Raw genomic sequence first — 22380 nt, forward strand, 5'->3', positions numbered from 1 at the left:
GGATCGGCCTCGTAGTGGGCCTACTCGGTCGATCGGGCAACGCAGCAGATGGCCGTGCCAGGGCCGCGAGCGGGGCAAACCCTGGCTGAAGCGGCACTAGCCGCGGCGGCGGCGGGAGGAGACGGCCAGCAGGCCCACTACGGCGACGGCGACCAGGGCGACCGGGACGATTCGCTCCAGCCGCGGCGACCCTTCCTCGGAGACCAGCGTGGAGCGCAGCCCGGACACGGCGCGGTTCACCGCCACGTACGCCCGGCCGGCCGTACGGTCCACCGTCCCGGCGACCCTCGCCTTCGCGTCGTCGACGATCGTCTTCGGGTGCATTCGCACCGCGATCTCGTCGAGCGTCACGGCGAGATCCTGGCGCCTCCGGGCGATGTCCGCCTCGATCTGCGCCGGGGTCCTGTCCTCCGCCACCGTGCTGCCTCCGTCCTCGACCCGTCCGTAATGGACAGTCTGTCAGCCTGGACGGGGCCACGCCCCACGGCACCCCCATTTCCGGGTGCAACTCTCCCGTAGGCTCTCCGTAACGACCGTGCACGGGGACCGCCTGGTACCCGTAAGAGGAACGCGTAAGAGCCCCCCGGAGGAGAGCCGACCCATGAGCGAGCGACTGCAGCCGGGCGACACCGCCCCCGCCTTCACCCTGCCCGACGCGGACGGCAAGCAGATCTCGCTCGCCGACTACGCCGGCCGCAAGGTCATCGTCTACTTCTACCCGGCCGCCATGACGCCGGGCTGCACCAAGCAGGCCTGCGACTTCACCGACAACCTGGGCCTGCTGGCCGGGGCGGGCTACGACGTGGTCGGCATCTCGCCGGACAAGCCGGAGAAGCTCGCGAAGTTCCGCGAGAAGGAGAGCCTGAAGGTCACGCTGGTCGGCGACCCCGAGAAGAAGATCCTGGAGGCGTACGGCGCCTTCGGCGAGAAGACGATGTACGGCAAGACGGTCACCGGGGTCATCCGGTCGACGGTGATCGTCGACGAACAGGGCAAGGTCGAACGCGCTCTCTACAACGTGAAGGCCACGGGCCACGTCGCCAAACTGATCAAGGACCTGGCGATCTGAGCAGCGCCCCCTGCCGACTGCCACAACCCCGCGCGTACACCAGAGAAATACTCGAAGAGGCTGCCCAGCAGTGCACGAACCCGGGGTGATGTCATGCGGTATTCGGGCGTCGAACCCCGCGACGCCGCGAACCTACCGAGGCAGGAACCGTCGACGCCTGCATGACGTGACAGGGCGGCATCGCTCATCAACGCAGCAGCCAAGTAGAATGACCCAACGCGGCCGTGGCGCAGCAGGTTGACGCAGCAGGTTTAGGTCCTGTGGCCCGCAAGGGCTTGAGGGTTCGAATCCCTTCGGCCGCACGCACTGGAAATCGAAGACCCGCCCGCGGTGGCCCGGGGCGGGCCTTCGGCGTTGCTCACCCCAGCAGGTCGCGGACCACCGGGGCCAGAGCCCGGAAGGCCTGGCCGCGGTGGCTGATCGCGTTCTTTTCCTGGGGGGTCAGTTCCGCGCAGGTGCGGGTATCGCCCTCCGGCTGGAGGATCGGGTCGTACCCGAAGCCGCCCGTGCCCGACGGGGTGTGCCGCAGGGTTCCCCGCAGGCGGCCTTCGACCACGCGTTCCGTGCCGTCGGGAAGGGCCAGTGCCGCCGCACAGGCGAAGTGGGCGCCGCGGTGTTCGTCGGCGACGTCGGTGAGTTGGGCCAGGAGCAGCTCGAGGTTGGCCTTGTCGTCGCCGTGCCGTCCGGACCAGCGGGCGGAGAAGATTCCGGGGGCGCCGCCGAGGACGTCCACGCACAGGCCGGAGTCGTCCGCGACGGCCGGGTGGCCGGTGGCGCGGGCGATGGCGTGGGCCTTGAGCAGGGCGTTCTCGGCGAAGGTGACGCCCGTCTCCTTGACGTCGGGGATGTCGGGGTAGGCGTCGGCGCCGACGAGTTCCACGTCGAGGCCGGCCTCGGCCAGGATGTCGCGAAGCTCGGTGATCTTGTTGGCGTTGCGGGTGGCGAGGATCAAGCGCTGCATGGCGCCGATTATCCCCGCCGGACCGCGCCCGCTAGTGCCGCGTCAGCCAGGGTTTGCCCGGTAGCGAGGTGACCTGGTGCGGTCAGCTGCAAGGCGCCGGATCGGCCTCGTAGTGGGCCTACTCGGTCGATCGGCAACGCAGCAGATGGCCGTGCCAGGGCGGCGAGCGGGGCAAACCCTGGCTGACGCGGCACTAGCCCGGGGAGCAGACCTTCGTCAGCTCCGAGGCGGCTTCGGTCACCGGCGTGATGTCCGGGTTCTTGCCCTGGTTGATGGCCTCGCGGGCGTTCTTCACGCCGGTGTTGAGGTCGTCAACGGCCTTACTGACGTCCGCGTTGTCCGTCTTGTCGCTGATTTCCTTGAGGTTTTCGTCGATCGCATCGAGGGCCTTCTGCGCCTGTGCGGGGTTGTCGGTCGCGCCGTCGAGGGCCTGCTGGAGGTCTTGCACGCTGTCGGAGATCGCGACGGCGGTCTGGGCGCAGTCCATCGCCTTGTCGATCGCGCCGCAGCCGGCGGTGATCGGTACGGCTATGGCTACGGCGGCCGCGGCGGCCAGGACGGTGTTTCGGCGGCGCGGGTTCCGGCGCAGGTTCATGGCGGGTCCTCCCCAGGTGGGTGCGTGCGGTGCGGGCGTACGTACGTGTAAGGGCGTACGTGTAAGAACGCGTGCGGGACGTCCCGCGGTTGCCTAGTGGAGCGGCGTGGCGAGGGCTTCGCGCTGGGCGGAGTCGAGCTGAGCGCAGCCCGCGACGGCGAGATCGAGGAGTCCGTTGAGCTGGCCGCGGTCGAAGGGCATGCCTTCTGCTGTGCCTTGGACTTCGACGAAGTGGCCGGCCCCGGTGCAGACGACGTTCATGTCGGTTTCGGCGCGCACGTCTTCCTCGTAGCAGAGGTCGAGGAGGGGGACGCCGTCGACGATGCCGACGCTGACGGCCGCGACGGTGCCGGTGAGCGGCTTGCGGCTGGCCTTGATGAGCTTTTGCTTCCGTGCCCAGGCGACGGCGTCGGCGAGGGCGACGTAGGCGCCGGTGATGGCGGCGGTGCGGGTGCCGCCGTCGGCCTGGAGGACATCGCAGTCGAGGACGATGGTGTTCTCGCCGAGTGCCTTGTAGTCGATGACGGCGCGCAGTGAGCGGCCGATGAGGCGGGAGATCTCGTGGGTGCGGCCGCCGATCTTGCCACGTACGGATTCGCGGTCGCCGCGGGTGTTGGTGGAGCGGGGCAGCATGGCATATTCGGCCGTGACCCAGCCTTCACCGCTCCCCTTGCGCCAGCGCGGTACGCCTTCGGTGACGCTGGCGGTGCAGAAGACCTTGGTGTCGCCGAAGGAGATGAGGACCGAGCCCTCGGCGTGCTTGCTCCATCCGCGCTCGATGGTGACGGGGCGCAGCTGGTCGGGGTTCCGACCGTCGATACGGGGAGACATGAGGATGACCCTATCGGCTGTACGTGGGGCCTCGTTCCGCTGCTGGTTGGGGTGCGGTGCCGGGCGCGGGGTGAGCTCGTCGGCTGTGGTTCACATCATGTCTTCGATGTCGGCGGCGACGGGGTCGGCGTCGGTGCCGATGACGACCTGGATGGCAGTGCCCATTTTGACGACTCCGTGGGCGCCGGCCGCTTTGAGGGCGGCTTCGTCGACGAGGGCGGGGTCTTCGACTTCGGTGCGGAGGCGGGTGATGCAGCCTTCGATCTCGACGATGTTCTCGAGTCCGCCGAGCCCGGCGACGATCTTTTCTGCCTTGGTGGCCATGTCCCACTCCTGTGGTGTCTCGGGGCTTCGGCGGACGATGCCGACCGATTCGAAACGGTAACGCACGTTTGGCCCATGTCCTCAGGCGGATGACCGCTATCCAACGAATGGTGACGGTCACTGGTTCGCGGTTGCGGGAGCGGGACCACAGCGGCGCCGCACTACTGGTCTACACCAGTGTGCGGCACCAGTATGCCGCGCGCTCCGCACCGGCAGCCATCGGTGACCGTCCCGATCGGGCTCGCCTTCGCCGCGGTCTACTACGTCGTCTTCCGCGTCGCGATCACGACGTTCGATCTCCCCACCCCGGGCCGCGAGCCCGAGGAGGAACTCGAGGACCTCACCAAGATCTGAGCCGGGCGCACACCGCTGAAGGCGGCTTGCCGGCGCTCGCCACGGAATCCGGGCGGGCGTCGGTTAGCGTTTCGGTGTGGTAACCGTGGTAACCCTTGCCCAAGGCAGCTGGTTCGCACGGGAAATCGTCGAGCCGGGACTGCTGCCGCTGTTTGTGTTCCTGTGTTCCTTCATCGCCGGTTTCGGTTTCATCCGCTTCAGCGTCCGCATGATCAGGGCCGGGGTGCGGTGGTGGCCCGGGAATGTGAAGCACGGCGGTCTGCATATCCACCACGTGGTTTTCGGTGTGGTGTTCATGCTGATCAGCGGAACCTCGCTGATTATGGTGGACGATCCGTCGGTGGCCGCGAAATCGACCCTCTCCGGGATCTTCGGGGTGGGCTCGGCGCTGGTGCTCGACGAATTCGCGCTGATCCTTCATTTGCGCGACGTGTACTGGGAGGAAGCGGGGCGCACCTCGGTCGACGCGGTTTTTGTGGCGATCGCCCTGTGCGGTCTGCTGCTCCTGGGTTTCCGGCCGGTGGAGTTGATCCGCTGGTCCGGCTACCGGGCGAACCCGGATCTGGCCCATGCGCTTCTGCTCGTCGGGTTCCTGCTGTTCCAGCTGGCGCTGGCTGTGGTCACACTCCTCAAGGGCAAGGTGTGGACGGGCCTGCTGGGGCTGTTCTTCCTGCCGCTGCAGGTGGTCGGGGCGATCCGGCTCAGCCGTCCGCATGCGCCGTGGGCCCGCTGGCGCTACCGGAACAAGCCGAAGCGGCTGGCGCGTGCCGCCCGGCGCGAGGAGCGCTGGCGGCACCCGGTGATCAACGCCAAGATCAAATTTCAGGAGTTCGTGTCGGGCAGGCATGACCACCTGCCCGGCAACCGGCACTGACGGCCCCGGCCTACACCTCGTACACGGCGCGCGGGCGAGCGAGTTCGGCCGGCCCGTCGTAGACCTCGCGCGCGTCCCGCAGGTTGACCTCGGCGTCGGTCCACGGCGGGATGTGGGTGAGCACCAGCCGCCCGACGCCCGCCTGCTGCGCCTGCTCGCCGGCCTCGCGGCCGTTGAGGTGCAGCTCGGGGACATCCTCCTTGCCGTAGGTGAAGGAGGCCTCGCACAGGAAGAGGTCGACGCCCTCGGCGAGGCTGTGCAGCGCCGAGCAGGGCCCGGTGTCTCCGGAGTAGGCGAGGGATGAGCTGCCGTGCTCGATCCGGAAGCCGTACGCCTCGACGGGGTGGCAGACCCGGTCCGTATGGATGGTGAACGGGCCGAGGGTGAACGTGCCGGGTTCCAGGGTGCGGAAGTCGAAGACCTCGCTCATGGACTTCTCGGACGGCACATCGTCATACGCCGTGGACAGCCGCTGCTCGGTGCCCTTCGGGCCGTAGACGGGGATGGGGGCGGGGCGGCCGCCGTCGTGGCGGTAGTAGCGGGCGACGAAGTACCCGCACATGTCGATGCAGTGGTCCGCGTGCAGATGGCTGAGGAGGATGGCGTCGAGGTCGTACAGACCGCAGTGGCGCTGCAGCTCGCCCAGGGCGCCGTTGCCCATGTCGAGGAGCAGCCGGAAGCCGTCGGCTTCGACGAGGTAGCTCGAGCAGGCCGAGTCCGCGGACGGGAACGACCCCGAGCAGCCGACGACGGTGAGCTTCATAAAGCAGGAACCTCCGTTGGCGGACTGGGGTTCCCCTGCCGGGGGCGAGGGGCGTCGGGAGTGGCGTGCGGTGCGTCGAGCGTAAGGCGCGAAACGGCTGGTCGCTTCTCCAGCGGGCGCGGTTGTGGTTGAACTCACCCGTGGCTTCACCGATACGGGGGGTGTTTACGGCCCTGGACGCCCCTGTCCGGCCTCCCGGCGAGAGATATTTCCGCTGCTCCGGCTTGCTGCCGGAAGATTTGCCCTTGCCCCTGCTCAGGGCTGGGGCACCGCCCTGGCATATCCGGTGGTCACAGGCGCGCGCCCGGCGCGGCGCCGGGACAGCCGGCGCGGAGTGCGGCCGGCCCGGCCAGGACGTACGGGGAGCCCGCCGCGAGCCTCGTCAGGCTTCGGCGCGGAGCGGGCCTCCCCTGCGGTGGGGCGCGTCAGGCCCAGAGCTGCCCGTGCAGGGCCTCGACCGCTTCCTCGGTGGACTCGGCGGTGTAGATGCCGGTCGACAGGTACTTCCAGCCGCCGTCCGCGACGACGAAGACGATGTCCGCGCTCTCGCCCGCCTTCACCGCCTTGCGGGCGACGCCGATCGCGGCGTGGAGTGCCGCGCCGGTCGAGACGCCGGCGAAGATGCCCTCGCTCCGCAGCAGTTCGCGGGTGCGGCGGACCGCGTCCTCGGAGCCCACCGAGAAGCGGGTGCTCAGGACGGACTCGTCGTACAGCTCGGGGACGAAGCCCTCGTCGAGGTTGCGCAGGCCGTAGACGAGGTCGTCGTAGCGCGGCTCGGCGGCGACGATCTGCACGCCGGGAACGTGCTCGCGCAGGTAGCGGCCGACGCCCATCAGCGTGCCGGTGGTGCCCAGACCGGCGACGAAATGGGTGATCGACGGGAGGTCCGCGAGGATCTCCGGACCGGTGGTCGCGTAGTGCGCGCCCGCGTTGTCCGGGTTGCCGTACTGGTAGAGCATCACCCAGTCCGGGTGCTCGGCGGCCAGCTCCTTGGCGACCCGTACGGCCGTGTTGGATCCGCCGGCGGCCGGGGAGGAGATGATCTCCGCGCCCCACATGGACAGCAGCTGCCGCCGCTCCTCGGAGGTGTTCTCGGGCATGACGCAGACGATGCGGTAGCCCTTGAGCTTGGCCGCCATGGCCAGTGAGATGCCCGTGTTGCCGGAGGTCGGCTCCAGGATGGTGCAGCCCGGCGTGAGGCGGCCGTCCTTCTCTGCCTGCTCGATCATGTGCAGGGCCGGGCGGTCCTTGATCGAGCCGGTCGGGTTGCGGTCCTCGAGCTTCGCCCAGATCCGGACGTCCTCGGACGGGGAGAGGTGCGGGAGGCGGACCAGCGGGGTGTGGCCGACCGCCGCCAGCGGGCTGTCGTACCGCATCAGCGCATGCCTCCCGCCCGCCACCCGGCCACCACCCCAGCCGGACGGGGCTCCGCCCCGGCACCTCCTGCCACTGCCGGAAGGATGGTGACGTTGTCGCCGTCCGACAGCTTGGTGTTGATGCCATCCAGGAAGCGGACGTCCTCGTCGTTGAGGTAGACGTTGACGAACCGGCGCAGCTCGCCGCCGTCGACCAGGCGCTCGCGGATGCCGGTGTACCGCGACTCGAGGTCGGCAAAGAGCTCTTCCAGGGTGGCTCCGCTGCCCTCGACCGCCTTCTGGCCGTCGGTGTAGCTGCGGAGGATGGTCGGGATGCGGACCTCGATGGCCATGGGTGGGCTCCTGTCGGATGGAGGCGGAGGACGCGCGGCGTCCTGCCCGGTCGGCGTGCGTGTGGCTGTGGGTTCCCGGGCGGGCGCCGGGAGGGGGTGCTGGGGTGCCTAAGACGCCGCGGCGCGGATCAGGCCGTACGGCAGGCAGGGCAGCGCGGACACATGGCGCTGGCGAGCCGGCACAGATCGACGTGCAGCCGCGCCACGAGCAGCTTGCCCGGGGCCTTGTCGCTCACGTCGTGGTCAACCATGGGCACATCGTATCGATTCCCTGTCCGCGCCCCGAGATCCAGTCCCAGGATGCGGACGTCGCTGTGGACACCTCGGTCCGGGAGGCGTTCGACAAGCCGGATGAGCTCAGTACGAGGCGACGATCTCGACCTTCTCCTCCGTGACCTCGCCGTCGACGATGCGGAAGGAGCGGAACTGTACGGGGCCCTCGTCGTTGCCGCAGTCGGCGGTGGACACCAGGACGTAGTGCGCACCGGGCTCATTGGCGTAGGAGATATCCGTACGGGACGGGTAGGCCTCGGTGGCGGTGTGCGAGTGGTAGATCACGACGGGCTCTTCGTCCCGGTCGTCCATCTCGCGGTAGAGCTTCAGCAGGTCGGTCGAGTCGAACTCGTAGAAAGTGGGCGAGCGGGCCGCGTTGAGCATGGGGATGAAGCGCTCGGGGCGGCCGGATCCGACCGGGCCCGCGACGACGCCGCACGCCTCGTCGGGGTGGTCGGCGCGGGCGTGCGCCACGATCTTGTCGTAGAGCTCCTGGGAGATGGTCAGCATGTCGAAAAGAATAAGCAGGGCGCGAAGCGCGCCGTTGAGGGTGGTGGCGGGCGACGGGAGGGCAAGCAGCCTGCGAAGCGGCCCTTCGAGGGTGGTGGTGGGGAGGGCGAACGGGCGCGAAGAGCTCCATTGAGGGCGGTGGGCAGCGGTCGGGCCCGCGCGTACCGAGGGGCGGTACGCGCGGGCCCGAATGCTGGGCGGGACTCCGGAATCAGTGGGTCTTCTCGACCTCGGCCGGGGAGCCACCGCGCTCGAAGGCCTGCGGGTTGCGGGCCTTGAGCACCAGGTACGAGACACCGAGGATCAGGGCCCAGACCGGGGCCGCGTACAGGGAGACCCGCGCGTCCTTGTCGATGCCCATCATCGCGATGACCATGAAGATGAACAGCAGCGCGAACCAGCTGGTCAGCGGCGCACCGGGGGCCTTGAAGCCGGATTCCGGCAGCTCGCCGCGGTTGGCCTTCGCCCGGTAGCGGAGCTGGCTGACGAGGATCATGATCCAGGCCCACATGCCGGAGATGGTCGCGAAGGAGACGACGTAGTTGAACGCGTCCGACGGCCACTCGTAGTTGATCCAGACACCGACCATCATCAGGGCCGCCGAGACGGTGGTGCCGCGCAGCGGGAGGCCGTTCTTCGTGAGCTGGGTGAAGAACTTGGGGCCCTGGCCGTTGAGCGCGAGGTCGCGCAGCATGCGGCCGGTGGAGTACATGCCGGAGTTGCAGGAGGACAGGGCGGCGGTCAGCACCACGAAGTTGACGATGGCGGCGCCGAAGGGCAGGCCGATCTTGGCGAACGCGGCGACGAACGGGCTGACGCCGGGCTCGAAGACCGTCCAGCTGACGACGGACAGGATGATGATGAGCGCGCCGACGTAGAAGACGGCGATCCGCCACGGCACGGTGTTGATGGCCTTGGGGAGCGTCTTCTTCGGGTCTGCGGCCTCGCCGGCGGTGACGCCGACGAGCTCGACGGCGAGGAAGGCGAACATCACGATCTGCAGGGTCATCAGCGTGCCGCCGATGCCCTTGGGGAAGAACCCGCCGTCGGCCCACAGGTGGCTGAAGGAGGCGGTGTCACCGGCGTCGGAGAAGCCGAGGGTGATCACGCCGAGGCCGATGAGGATCATGCCGATGATCGCGGTGACCTTGACCATCGAGAACCAGAACTCCAGCTCACCGAAGAGCTTTACCGAGATCAGGTTGACGAAGAAGAGTGCGACAGTGAAGACGAGGGCGGAGATCCACTGCGGGATGTTCCACCAGTACTGCACGTACTGGGCCGCCGCGGTCACTTCCGTGATGCCGGTGACGACCCAGAACAGCCAGTACGTCCAGCCGGTGACGAAGCCGAAGAACGGGCCGAGGAACTCGCGCGCGTACTCGGAGAAGCTGCCGGAGACCGGGCGGTACATGAGCAGTTCGCCAAGGGCCCGCATGATGAAGAAGATCACCAGGCCGGCGACGGCGTACGCGAGGATGAGGCTCGGGCCGGCCTTGGCGATGGCCTTGCCCGCGCCGAGGAAGAGGCCCGTGCCGATGGCGCCACCGATGGCGATCATCTGGATCTGTCGGTTGCCCAGCCCCCGCTGGTAGCCCTCTTCGGGAGCCGCCCCTGCGGCTCCGCTGCCGCCGCTTTGCTGATCGACCTGCACTGAGGTCATGAGTGGATGCGCCTTTCTCCATACCGACCCGGTCAGTCCGGATCGGGTCCCGATCCCCCCGGATGGAGTCCTGCATGCCGACGATCGGCCGGCCTTAGCGCTCCCGCGGTGACATGGGGTGGGTCACACGCGGCAGGTCGTGAAGGTCTATCACGGTGGCATTGCTGATCGATCGAGCCGCTGTGGGCCACACCACAAAGAAATCCGGATACTTGGCAGGAATCAGCACACAAGCCGCACATTCATTCACGCGATCGTTATCCGGAATTGAGCGTCCGTTGAGCGAACGTGTTCGCCGGATGAACGGGATGAACCGGACGGGCTGCGAAAAGCTCCGATCCGGCCACATGCGGCGGAATCGGCGCGTCAGGGCATCGTCAGGGAATCAGGCTCTCGACGAGCGTCTCCTGCAGCCCGCCGAGCCAGAGGTACGCCATCACCATCGGCTTGCGCGGATCGGAGTCCGGCAGCCGGTAGAGGTCGTCGTTGTCGTCCTCGTCAGTGACCTCGAGGCGGGTGCCGATGGCCAGCCGCAGGTCGTTGAGCGCGCCGAGCCACTGGCGGGCCTGGTCGGGCTGCAGCTTGAGCACGGCCCCGCGGTCGCCGCCCAGGGTGAGCCCGTCCAGCGAGTGGACGACGGCCAGAGCGTCCGCGCGCTTACGGGCGCGCAGGTCGTTCTCGGTGTAGCGGCGGAACTCGGCGGAGGCCCTGCGCGATTCGGCGTCCTGCGCCTCCGCCCCCGGCACGCGGTAGGCATCCGGGAAGAGCCGGGCCAGCGCCGGGTCGGCGGGCGGCTCGCTGGGCCCCTCGGCGAACAGCGTGGCCAGCGGGTCCTCACCCTCGACCGGATGATCCCCGGGCCCGACGAGTTCGAGCAACTGCACGGCGAGGCTGCGAAGGATGGAGATCTCCACCTCATCCAGCGCGATGGCTGCCCCGCCGTCGGGGAGGGCTTCGAAGTGTCCTGCCATCAGCGGTCCTGCTGGAGGGTCGCCCACAGGCCGAAGCCGTGCATCGCCTGTACGTCGCGCTCCATCTCCTCGCGGGTGCCGCTGGAGACGACGGCGCGCCCCTTGTGGTGCACGTCGAGCATCAATTTGTGGGCCTTGTCCCTGGGGTAGCCGAAGTATGTCTGGAAGACGTAGGTGACATAGGTCATGAGGTTGACCGGGTCGTTGTGCACCAGCGTGACCCAGGGGACGTCGGGCTCAGGCACCACCGACGGTGCCTCGCTCGACTCCGGGCGCTCGATCTCAACGGGTGCGACGCTCACGCGTCCCATGCTGCCACTGCGGCCCGGGCGCCGCGCAAACGGGCCCGCCGCATGATCCGATCAGAAATCGTCAGAGTGACGAGATAGGGGGTAGGCTCCTGCCATGAACACTGCGGACCAGTTGGGCCTACCTGTCACAGTGCCCTCCACTGCGCTCTTCACCGACCACTACGAGCTGACGATGCTGCAAGCCGCCCTGCGCGCCGGCACGGCCGGGCGCCGCGTGGTGTTCGAGGTGTTCACCCGGCGGCTGCCGGAGGGCCGCCGCTACGGAGTCGTCGCGGGCACGGGCCGGGTGCTGGACGCAGTGGAGAACTTCCGCTTCGACGAGCCCATCCTGGAGTTCCTGCGCAGCCGCCACGTGGTGGACGAGCCCACGCTCACGTGGCTTGCGGACTACCGGTTCCGAGGGGACATCTGGGGCTACCCCGAGGGCGAGGTCTACTTCCCCGGGTCGCCGATCCTGCGGGTGGAAGGCGCCTTCGGCGAGGCCGTACTGCTGGAGACCGTGATCCTCTCGATCCTCAACCACGACTCGGCCGTCGCCGCCGCCGCGTCCCGGATGGCGGTCGCGGCGGGCTCACGGCCGCTGATCGAGATGGGCGCCCGGCGCACCCACGAGCTGGCCGCGGTGGCCGCCTCGCGAGCCGCGTACGTCGGAGGCTTCTCCTCCACATCCGATCTGGCCGCGGGCTTCCGTTACAACATCCCGACCGTGGGCACCAGCGCGCACGCCTTCACGCTGCTGCACGACAGCGAGCGCGACGCCTTCACGGCACAGGTGGAGTCGCTGGGACGCGGCACGACGCTGCTGGTGGACACCTACGACGTCGCCGAGGCCGTCGATACGGCGGTGAAGATCGCCGGGACCGAACTGGGCGCGGTACGCATCGACTCCGGTGACCTGCTGCTGCTCGCCCACAAGGTGCGGCAGCAGCTCGACGACCTGGGCGCGAAGAAGACCAAGATCATTGTGACCAGCGACCTCGACGAGTACGCGATCGCCTCACTCGCGGCGGCTCCGGTGGACGCCTACGGCGTCGGCACCCGACTGGTGACCGGCAGCGGCCACCCCACCTGCTCGATGGTCTACAAGCTCGTCGCCCGCTCCGAGTCGGACGAACCGGGGGCGCCGCTGCAGCCGGTGGCCAAGAAGGCGGTGGGCGGGAAGACGTCCATCGGCGGCCGCAAGTGGGCCGCGCGGCGGCTGGACGCGGACGGCGTGGCCGAGGCGGAGGTGATCGGCACCGGTGCGGTCCCGCCGGAACTGGCGGACCGGCAACTGCTGGTGGAGCTGGTACGGGGCGGAAGGGTCGTGGGGCGGGAGCCACTGGACGCGCCGCGCGACCGCCACGTCGCGGCCCGGACGGAGTTGCCGATGTCGGCGACGAAACTCTCGCACGGGGAGCCGGTCATTCCGACCGAGTACGTCTAGGCCTCCGGCCCGGTCCGCCGGGCCCCCGCCGCGCCACAACGGCGGCGACCGCGCAGCCCCGTCCGCCGGGTCCCCGCCGCGCCACAACGGCGGCGACCGCGCAGCCCCGTCCGCCGGGCCCCCGCCGCGCCACAACGGCGGTGACCGCGCAGCCCCGTCCGCCGGGCCCCCGCCGCGCCACAACGGCGGTGACCGGGCTACGCCCACTCGCCACCGTCCGGTGGGGCGACCCGTCCGGCCCTGGCTTGTGGCAGACGCACGCACCCGACCGCCGCGCCGGTGGTTCTGCCGGGGCCGGGGCCTCCGGGGTGGGGGTCCTGGACTGCGCATTCTCGGGCCTGGCGGCCCTGAAAGCGCTTTTACGTCCAGGACCCCCACCCCTCCGACCCCGACCCCTCCCGTTACGACCCCCGCCCCGTCCCGGCGGCCGACCCGCTCCGCCTCGCGGCCACCGACACCCGCCGCCACAAAAGATCCAGTCGCCAGCGAGTGCGCCCTACCGAACGGGCCGAGGTGGGCGGGGCTCCCCGCGCCCGGCGCCCGACCGCAACCGGGCCCCGTCCGGGTTCGCCGCACGACCGCCGTCGCGAGGGCCTGGCCCCACGCCGCGGCCAACGGGCCTGCCGCCCCCCACAGCGGGCTGATATTGAGTGCTGCCCGCGCCGCAAGGTCATCGCGACCGTCGGCACCACCGTCCGGGGGCGCAGCCGGAGGCCTCGTAGCCAGGGTGCCCGCGCCTCGGCGGACAGCCCCCGCTCGGCGGTAGGCGTGGGCACAGGCTTCCAGTGCTCCGCCGGCCGCGGGCGGCGGAGCCCTACCGCGTCCGCCCGGCGGCCGAGTCGGTGTGGCCCCGAGCAGCAATAGGCCATCGCAGCCGCCGAGTTCGGCCTCCGCAAAGCCGGCCGCCCGTGCGCGGTGCGCGCGGGGCGGTAGCAGTGCAAGGCCCCCTCCCACAAGGGCGTGCGAGTGTCTACCCTCGGTGACGGGGCCGATCCCGCCAACTGTCCACACGCCGCTCCCCACAGCCGAAGGGCACGCGCCATGCACCGGGCACTCATCGTCGTTGATGTGCAGAACGACTTCTGCGAAGGGGGCAGCCTCGCGGTCGCCGGCGGTGCCGACGTCGCCGCAGCGATCACCGATCTGATCGGCCAGGCGAACGCCGGCTACCGCCATGTCGTCGCCTCGCGTGACATCCACATCGAGCCGGGCGACCACTTTTCGGACAACCCGGACTTCGAGAACTCCTGGCCCGTCCACTGCGTGGCCGGCACCGAGGGCAGCAGCTTCCACCCGAACTTCGCACCCGCCGTCGCCTCCGGGGCGATCGATGCGGTCTTCGACAAGGGCGCGTATGCGGCGGCGTACAGCGGCTTCGAAGGCACCGACGAGAACGGCACCACGCTCGCCGACTGGCTGCGCGCACGCGGCGTGAGCGAGGTCGACGTCGTGGGCATCGCCACCGACCACTGCGTACGGCTCACCGCACTGGACGCCGTACGGGAGGGCTTCACGACCTATGTGCCGCTCGACCTGACCGTCGGCGTCGCCCCGCACACGACCGAGCTGGCGCTGGAGCAGCTCCGGGAGGCGGGCGTCGACCTCAGCGGCAAGCCGATCGTCTGGACACCCCCCGAGAGGGCACCCAGCGCCCGCTGGGTGCAGTAGCTGAGGTCCAGGCTCCCCGGCCGGGAGCTGTGTACGTACCTGCTCAGGGTGCGACCGGGGCCGCGGTCGGGCCGAGCACCGGTTCCACGAGCCGGGCCGGAGCCATCCCCATGACCGGCCCGTCCCCGGCCGGCTCCGGCGCCGGGCGGGGCGGCCGCAGGAGCGAGCGGATTGGGTGCCAGGACTCCGTGTCGTCGTGCAGGGACGCACGCCAGACCAGGCCGTCGGGGTGGTGCAGCACGGCCGTGACCTCGTCCGGCGTCGGCGGCTCCGCGTTCCCCCTCAGGTACACCGAGCGAAGCCCCAGGTTCCGCAGCCGGGTCAGGGCCCGCTGACGGTTCCCGGCGTGCACGAGCACCCGTACCGGTCCCCCGTCGCAGAGCCCCCCGCCGACGGGGCGGGGCAGCGACAGCGCGACGACCACGCTGCCGCCCGGAAGCTTGACGAATCCGCCACCAGCCATGCCTGTGAATCTCCCCCGTGAGACGTGGTGTCAATAAGGTCTTCGCAAGGCATCTAAACGTGAATGGCCGCCGCCCGCTAGAGGGCGACGGCCGATCACGCTCTGACCTGCGACGACGTGCCCGCTACACCGATGGCTCGACCGTGAGGATCATCGAGGAGCCATCCCCTGGACTCCTGAACGATCTTGATTCGGGTGTTGGTGTCAGGAACGTCCACCCCGGCGGTCGGGTTGGACTTATACCAGTACGTCCCCGCTGCAGCGTTCGCGCGGTCCGGCTGAGCGATCTGGTTGTGCCGCGGGCCGGCCTCGCCGCCGTACTTCCGGACCGGCGGCTTCGGTCCGTCCGGCCCCGGACCGTCATGGCGAGTGCGAACCGACGCCAGACGCAAGCCTTATGACTCCATGCGCCCCTTGTGCACCGGCGCCGTGGGTTAGGTCACGCTTACCGACAGCTGGGCTCGGGCACACAGGACGGTAGAGCCTCCTGACCTGTCCCAAGGACGGAACCCGTCATGCCGCGTCCGACTGCCGCACAGCTCGCCTACGGTACGGCCACCGTGGTCGTGTCCACCCTGGCCATGCTCCTGCTCTCCCAAACCCGTTCGGGCATCGGGATCACGGTCTGTGCCGTTGCCGGACTCGCGATCGGGCTCCTGGTGGCCTTGACCGTGCAGCGGCCGCGCGGGGCCTCCAGGGTCGTCGCAACGGGCGGCCGCAGCCGGGCCGGCACCGGGCACGGCACACGGATACCCCGGCCGAGGGCCCATGTGGCCGCCGCGCCTCGCATCGAAGAGCGCTCCTCGCTGCCGCACTGACACATCAGGGGACGGCGACGACCACGGTCTTCGCGGCCTTGTCGTGGAGGCACTGCCGGTACGGCTTGTCCCAGGTGCAGAACAGCACGTTCACCAGCCAGAAGATGAAGCCGCAGCACGGCACGATCTGCGGCAGCGTGTAGACGCAGGCGCGGATCCAGCCCGGCTGGCCGGCCGGGATCGCGCCGTTCTCAAGCATGGCGACGCGGATCTTCATGAGCATCTTGCCGACGGTCTGACCGTAATGGGTCAGCATGAGGCCTTCGTAGATGACGTACGCCAGCATCACGACGCCCTGGACGGTGGCGGCTCTGCCGGATTGATCGGGTTCGATGGGGTTGTAGCCGCCGACGATCAGGGCCATGAGCGCACCCACCGGCAGGCCGATGAGCAGACCGTCGATGATGCGGGCGACCAGCCGGCGGCCGCGGTTCGCCAGCGGAGGCATCCCGGCGAGCGGATCGGCGGCTCCGTACTGCTCCCCGTGGGGCGGCCACCCACCGCCGTACGGGCCTCCGCCCCCGTACGGGCCTCCACCGCCGGGCGGCCGAGGTGGCGGAGGCGGCGGCTCCTTCCGGAACCGCTCGTCGTCCGACGGCTCGCCGGACCCAGGAGTCGGCTGATCGGTGCTCATGCACCCCAGTCGACCCCGGTGGACAGGGAAGCCGCAGCCCGGCGCGAGCCGTTCGGGGGACGGTCCGGTCAGCGGTCCCCGGCGACGAACGTGCGGGCGGCCTTGTCGTGCCAGCACTGGCGCCACGGGCGGTCGAACACACCCCACAGCACATTGAGGATGCCGACGCCCAGCACCCCGAGCACGCCGTAGAGCAGCCAGCGGACGGTCGCCTCGCGGAAGGTGGGGTTCTCGTGCGACTCGATGCCCATCACCCTGACCTTGCACAGGCGCTTGCCGAGCGTACGGCCCCAACGGGCGGTGGGCAGGGCGTCATAGAGGATCCCGCCGAGGAGCAGGGCGGCGAGGACGATGCCGAGACAACCCGCCGTGGTGCCGTCGAGCAGCCATACGGTCACGGTCTCGCCGGTCAGTTTCGCGTCCTCGATCTTGCCGTTGATGTGGTCGATGGCCTGCGTCCCGAACGGTACGGCGACCGCCCCGACCGCCGCGCCGAACAGCACGGTGTCGATGAGCCGGGCTGCGAGGCGGCGGCCGAGCGCGGCGGGGCGGGCGGACGCCTGCTCCTGGGCGGCCTGCAGGAAGGGGTCGTTGACCGGTGGCCGCCAGGGGATGACCCCCTCGGGCGCGCCGCCGCCCTGCGCGGCGTCGGCCGGCGAGCCACCCGCGGCCGGCGTGCTGGGCTGCGCGAGTTCCTGCACCTGCTGGGCCCAGGAGGGCCGTCCGGCGTCCACGCTCTGCGGGGGTGTCGGGACAGCGGGCGCCTGGGGCTGAGCCTGCTGTTGGGCGTGCGCGCCCGGAGAGGACTGCGCGGGGACGGACCCGTCGGGCCACGCGGGCGCGGGCGCGGTTCCGGGTCGCACGCTGCGAATCGCCATGGTTCCGTCGGCCGGGGGCACCTGTGTCCCGGAGCCCGAAGCGCCACCCGCTGCCCGGGCGCCGGAGGCGGAGCCGCTTCCCCGGCCCAGGCTGCGGATGGTCATCGTGCCGTCAGCGGGGCGGCCGGCGCCCTCGGGCATATCGCCGGAACCGCCGTCCCGCGCCGGAGGCACGCCACCGGCACCGGACGTCCCGCCCTGGGCTCCGCCGGGCGGCACAGCACGGATCGCCATGGTGCCGTCGGGCACCCGGCCCGCTGCGGACTCGCCCGAGGCCGGAGCCGCATCCCGCTCGCCGTCGGCGGGCGCGGCGGCACTGCCCGCGCCCAGGGCGGGGCGTGCGCTGGGGCCAGGCAGGGCGGGGCTGGACGTGCCGGAGGCGGTGGAGCCGTCGGAGGGGTCCGCGCCCCAGGAGACACGGCGGTCGCGTTCGCCGCCGAAGCCGCTCTGGCGCGAGGCGTCCGCCTGCCAGGCGGAGGCCGGCTCGGGCCGGGAACCGTGGAGGCGCTGCGGGTCGTCCCAGTCCACGACCGCGGACCGGACGTCCACCTCGCCGCGCGGCCGCACGTCCGGCACGGCGCTGGAGCCGGTGACGAGGTCCGTCGCCGGATCTTCGTCGAGGAACATCGGGCCGGTCTCCTCCGCCGCCGCTGCGGGGGGCGGCACGGCGGCGGGCTGCGGGGCGGCGGGCGTCACGGCCCCTGGCGGCGGGCCGGGCAGCTCTTCGCCGTCAGCCGGAGCGGGCCGGCTGGTGCCGGGCACCCAGGCCGCGCCGTTCCAGTACCGGATGTAGCCGGGGATGCTCGGGTCCGGGTAATACCCCTCGCCGGCTGAATTCTGACCGCCGCCACTGGAGGTCGCCAATGTCCCCAACTCCCATCAACCTGCAACACACTTGACCTGTCAGCCGTGTCCGGCGCCGGGACCCCTTGATCGCGCGCCGCGCGAACGGGGACGGACGACGACACTCGACCTGTCCTCGGGCTACGCGTCGTACGTGCCGCAGTGACCCGGCGCGTACCTCCGCTTGTCCAAGGAGGACATTAACGAAGAACGGAGGACGCGGAAGCAGGAGACCGGCTGGAAGCCTGCCATCGAACGGCAGACCGACGACGCCGAAGCCAAGCGGAAATCCCTCGTACGGGGGAAGTTCGCCGAACTGTGTGCGGAGTGCATTGACGGCGGACTCGCCCGGGCGCCCGACCGCCGTCAGACGACGGCCCTACCGCGTGCGCGAGACGACAAGGCCGGCCATGACCGTGCGCACTGCGCGTCGGCCGGCCGAGAACCCGCAGGTGGAAGGTCGTGGCGGCGACGTCACACCCGGGCGGCAGAGATTTTTTACGTGAAGTCACGTAATGAAGAACGTGGTTGCGGGTCCTGACCCTGTATGGCAGCCACGCGCGGCCGCCGCACAAGGAAAGGACATCGTCGTCATGCACACCGTGGTGGAACGAGAACTGGAGCTGGGTCTGGTGCTGTCGCCGGACAGCAGCATCCCCGTCCCGGCCCTGCTTGAGTACCGTACGGACGACCCGTACGCCGTCCACATCACCTTCCACATCGGCTCGGACTGTCCCATCCACTGGACGTTCGCACGCGAGTTGCTGCTCGAGGGGATGTGCCGGCCCTGCGGTGAGGGCGATGTACGGGTGTGGCCGATCGCATCCGACGGGCAGGGCGTGCTCTGCATGGCGCTGTCCTCGCCGGGCGGGTACGCGCTGCTGGAAGCCCCGATCGCGGCCGTCGCGGCGTGGCTGGCGCGGACACTGCATGTGGTGCCGGCCGGCTCGGAGCCCGAGCTCCTGGCCCTGGACGACTCGTTGAGAGCGCTGCTGGCCCCCGCCCCGTCCGACGAGCTGTGGCCGTGGCACCCCTGGCTCTCCGACGAGTCACCGGAGGCAGGGGCCTGAGCGGGAGCGGAGGGATCGCTCCCCCGCCCCGCCCGGACGCCAACCGGCTTCAGAAGATCTTTCCGGGGTTGAGGAGGCCGAGCGGGTCGAAGGTCTGCTTGATACCGCGCTGCAGCTCGAGCCCGACCGGGCCGAGCTCGCGGGCCAGCCACTCCTTCTTCAGCACGCCGACGCCGTGCTCGCCGGTGATGGTGCCGCCGAGGCCGAGGCCGAGCGCCATGATCTCGTCGAACGAGTCACGGGCGCGGCGGGACTCCTCGGGGTCGGCCGGGTCGAAGCAGACCACGGGGTGGGTGTTGCCGTCGCCGGCGTGGACGCAGACGCCAATGGTCAGGTCGTGCTTCTCCGCGATCACGGCGGTGCCGTCGAGCATCTCGGCGAGCCGGGAGCGGGGTACGCACACGTCGTCGATCATGGTGGCGGGTTTGACGGCTTCCAGGGCGGTGAGGGAGAGCCGCCGGGCCTGGAGGAGGAGTTCGGATTCGGCCGCGTCCTCGGCGGGGACGACCTCCGTCGCACCCGCCGTCCAGCACAGCTCCGCGACGGCTGCCAGGTCCGCCGTGGGCTCGGGGGTGTCGAAGGCGGCGAGCAGCAGCGCCTCGGTGGACTCCGGCAGGCCCATGTTGGCCAGCTTGTTGACCGCGCGGAGCGTGGTGCGGTCCATGAGTTCCAGCAGCGAGGGGGCGTGGCCGCGGGCCATGATCTCGCAGACGGCGGCGCAGGCGGCGGCCGCGGAGGGGAATTCGGCGGCGAGCGCGAGCTGCTCGGGCGGCGCGGGCTTGAGGGCCAGCACGGCGCCCACGACGATGCCGAGGCTGCCCTCGGAGCCGACGAAGAGGCGGGTCAGGTCGTAGCCGGCGACGCCCTTGGCGGTGCGGCGGCCGGTGCGCAGGAGCCGCCCGTCGGCGAGGACGACGTCGAGGCCGAGGACGTACTCGGCGGTGACCCCGTACTTCACGCAGCACAGACCGCCGGAGGCGGTGCCGATGTTGCCGCCGATGGTGCACTGCTCCCAGCTGGATGGGTCCGGCGGGTAATAGAGTCCGCGTTCGGCGACGGCACGGGAGAGCACGGCGTTGACGACACCCGGTTCGACGACGGCGATCCGGTCGACGGGGTTGATCTCCAGGATCCGGTCCATCTTGACCAGCGACAGCACGATGCAGCCGTCGGTGGCGTTGGCGCCGCCGGACAGGCCGGTGCGGGCGCCCTGGGGAACCACGGGGACGCGCAACGCGGTGGCGGTGCGCATCACGTGCTGGACCTGCTCGACGGTACGCGGCATGACGACGACGGCGGGGGCGCCGGCGTCGCAGAAGCTGGCCATGTCGTTGGCGTAGGCCGCGGTGATGTCGGGATCGGTGAGGACCGCCTCGTGCGGCAGTCCCTCGCGCAGCGTCTGGATGAGACCTGTCATACGGCCAGCCTGGCATCCGGACGTCCGGTACGGAAGATCACGGACGATGACACCGCGTCAGCCGGGCGGGCGGGCGGCGGGCCGCACAGGTGCCCCGTACGGGCTGCGGCCCCACGGGGATCAGGTTCCGTGGGGCCGCAGCATGTGGGGGGCACCCGTTAAGAGGGCGTCAGCGCCTCAGAGGTTGCCTCGCTTGGCCTGCTCTCGTTCGATCGCCTCGAAGAGGGCCTTGAAGTTGCCCTTGCCGAAGCCCATCGAGCCATGCCGCTCGATCATCTCGAAGAAGACGGTGGGGCGGTCCTGGACCGGCTTGGTGAAGATCTGCAGCAGGTAGCCGTCCTCGTCACGGTCGGCGAGGATCTTCAGCTCGCGCAGCTCCTCGATCGGCACCCGGGTGTCGCCGACCCACTCGCCGAGGGTGTCGTAATAGGAGTCGGGGACGTTCAGGAACTGCACGCCGGCCCCGCGCATGGCCCGTACGGTCGCCACAATGTCGTTGGTGGCAAGGGCGATGTGCTGCACGCCCGGGCCATCGAAGAACTCCAGATACTCGTCGATCTGCGACTTCTTCTTGGCGATGGCGGGCTCGTTGATCGGGAACTTCACCTTGCGGGTGCCGTCCGCGACGACCTTGGACATCAGCGCCGAGTACTCGGTGGCGATGTCGTCGCCGACGAACTCCTTCATGTTGGTGAAGTGCATGACGTTCTTGTAGAAGGCCACCCACTCGTCCATCTTGCCGAGCTCGACGTTGCCCACGCAGTGGTCGATGGCCTGGAAGCGGCGCGGGCCGGGCTCCACGATCGGCTCGGCGGCGACGAAGCCGGGCAGGTACGGGCCGTCGTAGCCGGTGCGCTCCACCAGGGTGTGGCGGGTCTGGCCGTAGGTGGCGATGGCGGCCAGTACGACGGTGCCGTGCTCGTCCTTGACCTCGTGGGGCTCCTCCAGGCCGGTGGCGCCGTGCGCGGTGGCGTACTCGTACGCGGCCCGCACGTCCGGCACCTCGATGGCGAGGTCGATGACGCCGTCGCCGTGCTGGGCGACGTGGTCGGCGAGGAACCGGCCGCGGTCGGTGGTGGCCTTGATGACCGAGGTGAGGACGAAGCGGGCGCCGCCTGACTCCAGGACGTAACTGGCGGTCTCGCGGCTGCCGTTCTCCGGTCCGGAGTAGGCCACGAGCTTCATGCCGAAGGCGGTGGAGTAGTAGTGCGCGGCCTGCTTGGCGTTGCCCACGGCGAAGACGACCGCGTCCATCCCCTTCACCGGGAAGGGGTCGGCCTGCCGGGCGGTGGTCGGGATGTGAATGGTCTCAGTCATGGCTTCAGGCTCTCCCCGGTCCACAAGCTGCGCAACAGTTGCGTTGTTTGCTGCTCAGTCTGTACAGCCGATAGCCGGTTCAGCGAGGCTATCTGTACATGATGACTACCGAGGGGAACGTCATGGGGATCGATGAGCTGGACGGGCGGCTGATCGAGCTGCTGGCGAAGGAGCCCCGGATCGGGGTTCTGGAGGCCTCGCGGCGGCTCGGTGTCGCCCGTGGCACCGTCCAGGCGCGCCTGGACCGGCTGCAGTCCAATGGGGTGATCCGCGGTTTCGGACCGGACGTCGACCCGGCGGCGCTGGGCTATCCGGTGACGGCTTTCGCGACGCTGGAGATCAAGCAGGGTCAGGGAGCCGATGTCCGCGCCCACTTGAGCAGCGTCCCGGAGGTGCTGGAGCTGCACACCATCACGGGCCACGGCGACATGCTCTGCCGTCTCGTCGCCCGCTCGAACGCCGACCTTCAACGTGTGATCGACCGGGTTGTGGGTTTTGATGGCATTGTAAGAGCTTCTACCGCGATCGTCATGGAAAATCCGGTGACCCTCCGGATCATTCCTCTGGTGCGTCAGGCGTCGGAGGACCCCACGTAAGGCGGCCGTGCGGCAGGGGCCGGCCGGGCGCGAGGAGGGCACT

General features: G+C 70.1%; 24 protein-coding genes, 1 tRNA gene and 2 pseudogenes. 9 read left to right on the forward strand and 18 right to left on the reverse strand.

The features are described from left to right. Nucleotides 1-96: 96 nt before the first annotated feature. Nucleotides 97-417, reverse strand: a complete 321-nt coding sequence (locus ACY34J_RS25100) for a DUF3618 domain-containing protein (RefSeq protein WP_462728885.1) — start codon at nt 415-417, stop codon at nt 97-99. Nucleotides 418-601: 184 nt separating this feature from the next. On the opposite strand from ACY34J_RS25100, the gene bcp reads away from it, so the two are divergent. Next, a complete protein-coding gene (bcp, locus tag ACY34J_RS25105; protein WP_462728886.1) occupies nt 602-1069 on the forward strand; it encodes a thioredoxin-dependent thiol peroxidase in 468 nt (155 codons plus the stop codon). A gap of 218 nt (nt 1070-1287) precedes the next feature. Continuing rightward, nucleotides 1288-1371: transfer RNA gene (locus ACY34J_RS25110), tRNA-Leu, on the forward strand. Between the two features lie 56 nt (nt 1372-1427). Here the strand turns inward: ACY34J_RS25110 and rdgB are convergent. The 4 genes from rdgB to ACY34J_RS25130 all read right to left on the reverse strand — a co-directional run bounded on the left by rdgB (nt 1428) and on the right by ACY34J_RS25130 (nt 3780). Beyond that, nucleotides 1428-2030: an RdgB/HAM1 family non-canonical purine NTP pyrophosphatase gene (rdgB, locus tag ACY34J_RS25115; RefSeq protein WP_462728887.1), complete on the reverse strand. Its 603-nt coding sequence runs from the start codon at nt 2028-2030 to the stop codon at nt 1428-1430. Between the two features lie 193 nt (nt 2031-2223). After that, complete coding sequence (locus tag ACY34J_RS25120) at nt 2224-2625, reverse strand: hypothetical protein (protein ID WP_462728888.1); 402 nt, start codon at nt 2623-2625, stop codon at nt 2224-2226. Nucleotides 2626-2718: 93 nt separating this feature from the next. Next, nucleotides 2719-3456: a ribonuclease PH gene (gene rph / locus ACY34J_RS25125; RefSeq protein WP_462728889.1), complete on the reverse strand. Its 738-nt coding sequence runs from the start codon at nt 3454-3456 to the stop codon at nt 2719-2721. Between the two features lie 90 nt (nt 3457-3546). Then, nucleotides 3547-3780 carry a glucose PTS transporter subunit EIIB gene (locus tag ACY34J_RS25130; RefSeq protein WP_462728890.1) on the reverse strand — a complete coding sequence of 78 codons (234 nt, stop codon included), beginning with the start codon at nt 3778-3780 and terminating at the stop codon, nt 3547-3549. Nucleotides 3781-4005: 225 nt separating this feature from the next. On the opposite strand from ACY34J_RS25130, the pseudogene ACY34J_RS25135 reads away from it, so the two are divergent. Further along, nucleotides 4006-4134: pseudogene (locus tag ACY34J_RS25135) on the forward strand (PTS transporter subunit EIIC); the annotation flags it as partial. A gap of 244 nt (nt 4135-4378) precedes the next feature. Continuing rightward, complete coding sequence (locus ACY34J_RS25140; RefSeq protein WP_462728891.1) at nt 4379-5008, forward strand: hypothetical protein; 630 nt, start codon at nt 4379-4381, stop codon at nt 5006-5008. Nucleotides 5009-5018: 10 nt separating this feature from the next. Here the strand turns inward: ACY34J_RS25140 and ACY34J_RS25145 are convergent, their stop codons facing one another. The 8 genes from ACY34J_RS25145 to clpS form a co-directional block, all read right to left on the reverse strand. Beyond that, the gene (locus tag ACY34J_RS25145; RefSeq protein WP_462728892.1) at nt 5019-5771 is read right to left on the reverse strand and encodes an MBL fold metallo-hydrolase; all 753 of its coding nucleotides are present in this window, start codon (nt 5769-5771) and stop codon (nt 5019-5021) included. 425 nt (nt 5772-6196) lie between these two features. Continuing rightward, nucleotides 6197-7147 carry a PLP-dependent cysteine synthase family protein gene (locus tag ACY34J_RS25150; protein WP_462728893.1) on the reverse strand — a complete coding sequence of 317 codons (951 nt, stop codon included), beginning with the start codon at nt 7145-7147 and terminating at the stop codon, nt 6197-6199. Further along, on the reverse strand, nt 7147-7479 hold the full coding sequence (locus tag ACY34J_RS25155; RefSeq protein WP_462728894.1) for a MoaD/ThiS family protein: 333 nt from the start codon (nt 7477-7479) through the stop codon (nt 7147-7149). Before ACY34J_RS25155 ends, ACY34J_RS25150 begins: the two co-directional genes overlap by 1 nt. Before the next feature lie 128 nt (nt 7480-7607). Then, nucleotides 7608-7730, reverse strand: a complete 123-nt coding sequence (locus ACY34J_RS25160) for a putative leader peptide (RefSeq protein ID WP_462728895.1) — start codon at nt 7728-7730, stop codon at nt 7608-7610. Between the two features lie 106 nt (nt 7731-7836). Then, nucleotides 7837-8262, reverse strand: coding sequence for a M67 family metallopeptidase (locus tag ACY34J_RS25165; RefSeq protein WP_462728896.1), 426 nt, complete (start codon nt 8260-8262; stop codon nt 7837-7839). A gap of 211 nt (nt 8263-8473) precedes the next feature. Beyond that, nucleotides 8474-9925: an amino acid permease gene (locus ACY34J_RS25170; protein WP_462728897.1), complete on the reverse strand. Its 1452-nt coding sequence runs from the start codon at nt 9923-9925 to the stop codon at nt 8474-8476. Nucleotides 9926-10302: 377 nt separating this feature from the next. After that, entirely contained in the window at nt 10303-10896 is a 594-nt protein-coding gene (locus ACY34J_RS25175; protein WP_462728898.1) for a DUF2017 domain-containing protein, read from the reverse strand. After that, entirely contained in the window at nt 10896-11207 is a 312-nt protein-coding gene (gene clpS, locus ACY34J_RS25180) for an ATP-dependent Clp protease adapter ClpS (RefSeq protein ID WP_462728899.1), read from the reverse strand. The genes ACY34J_RS25175 and clpS overlap by 1 nt, the downstream gene beginning before the upstream one ends. 94 nt (nt 11208-11301) lie before the next feature. Here clpS and ACY34J_RS25185 point away from each other — a divergent pair, with 94 nt between their 5' ends. Both ACY34J_RS25185 and ACY34J_RS25190 read left to right on the forward strand, forming a co-directional pair. Next, on the forward strand, nt 11302-12633 hold the full coding sequence (locus tag ACY34J_RS25185; RefSeq protein WP_462728900.1) for a nicotinate phosphoribosyltransferase: 1332 nt from the start codon (nt 11302-11304) through the stop codon (nt 12631-12633). Nucleotides 12634-13674: 1041 nt separating this feature from the next. Then, complete coding sequence (locus tag ACY34J_RS25190; RefSeq protein ID WP_462728901.1) at nt 13675-14301, forward strand: isochorismatase family protein; 627 nt, start codon at nt 13675-13677, stop codon at nt 14299-14301. Nucleotides 14302-14455: 154 nt separating this feature from the next. Here ACY34J_RS25190 and ACY34J_RS25195 read toward each other — a convergent pair. Continuing rightward, nucleotides 14456-14764: pseudogene (locus ACY34J_RS25195) on the reverse strand (hypothetical protein); the annotation flags it as partial. Nucleotides 14765-15279: 515 nt separating this feature from the next. Between ACY34J_RS25195 and ACY34J_RS25200 the strand changes: the two are divergent. Then, nucleotides 15280-15582: a hypothetical protein gene (locus ACY34J_RS25200; protein WP_462728902.1), complete on the forward strand. Its 303-nt coding sequence runs from the start codon at nt 15280-15282 to the stop codon at nt 15580-15582. A gap of 4 nt (nt 15583-15586) precedes the next feature. Here ACY34J_RS25200 and ACY34J_RS25205 read toward each other — a convergent pair whose 3' ends face one another. Both ACY34J_RS25205 and ACY34J_RS25210 read right to left on the reverse strand, forming a co-directional pair. Continuing rightward, the gene (locus ACY34J_RS25205) at nt 15587-16216 is read right to left on the reverse strand and encodes an RDD family protein (RefSeq protein WP_462728903.1); all 630 of its coding nucleotides are present in this window, start codon (nt 16214-16216) and stop codon (nt 15587-15589) included. 68 nt (nt 16217-16284) lie between these two features. Further along, nucleotides 16285-17958: an RDD family protein gene (locus ACY34J_RS25210; RefSeq protein WP_462728904.1), complete on the reverse strand. Its 1674-nt coding sequence runs from the start codon at nt 17956-17958 to the stop codon at nt 16285-16287. Nucleotides 17959-18530: 572 nt separating this feature from the next. Here ACY34J_RS25210 and ACY34J_RS25215 point away from each other — a divergent pair. After that, nucleotides 18531-19007 (forward strand): SsgA family sporulation/cell division regulator, encoded by a 477-nt coding sequence (locus tag ACY34J_RS25215; RefSeq protein ID WP_462728905.1) that lies wholly within the window; start codon nt 18531-18533, stop codon nt 19005-19007. A gap of 49 nt (nt 19008-19056) precedes the next feature. Here ACY34J_RS25215 and ACY34J_RS25220 read toward each other — a convergent pair whose 3' ends face one another. Both ACY34J_RS25220 and hppD read right to left on the reverse strand, forming a co-directional pair. Next, complete coding sequence (locus ACY34J_RS25220; RefSeq protein WP_462728906.1) at nt 19057-20424, reverse strand: FAD-binding oxidoreductase; 1368 nt, start codon at nt 20422-20424, stop codon at nt 19057-19059. Between the two features lie 177 nt (nt 20425-20601). Further along, the gene (gene hppD, locus ACY34J_RS25225) at nt 20602-21741 is read right to left on the reverse strand and encodes a 4-hydroxyphenylpyruvate dioxygenase (RefSeq protein ID WP_462728907.1); all 1140 of its coding nucleotides are present in this window, start codon (nt 21739-21741) and stop codon (nt 20602-20604) included. A 122-nt stretch (nt 21742-21863) separates the two neighbouring features. Here hppD and ACY34J_RS25230 point away from each other — a divergent pair, with 122 nt between their 5' ends. Beyond that, complete coding sequence (locus ACY34J_RS25230; protein ID WP_462728908.1) at nt 21864-22337, forward strand: Lrp/AsnC family transcriptional regulator; 474 nt, start codon at nt 21864-21866, stop codon at nt 22335-22337. The last annotated feature ends 43 nt before the right edge of the window (nt 22338-22380 follow it).

It is taken from the genome of Streptomyces sp. HSS9-12 (genome assembly GCF_054963655.1).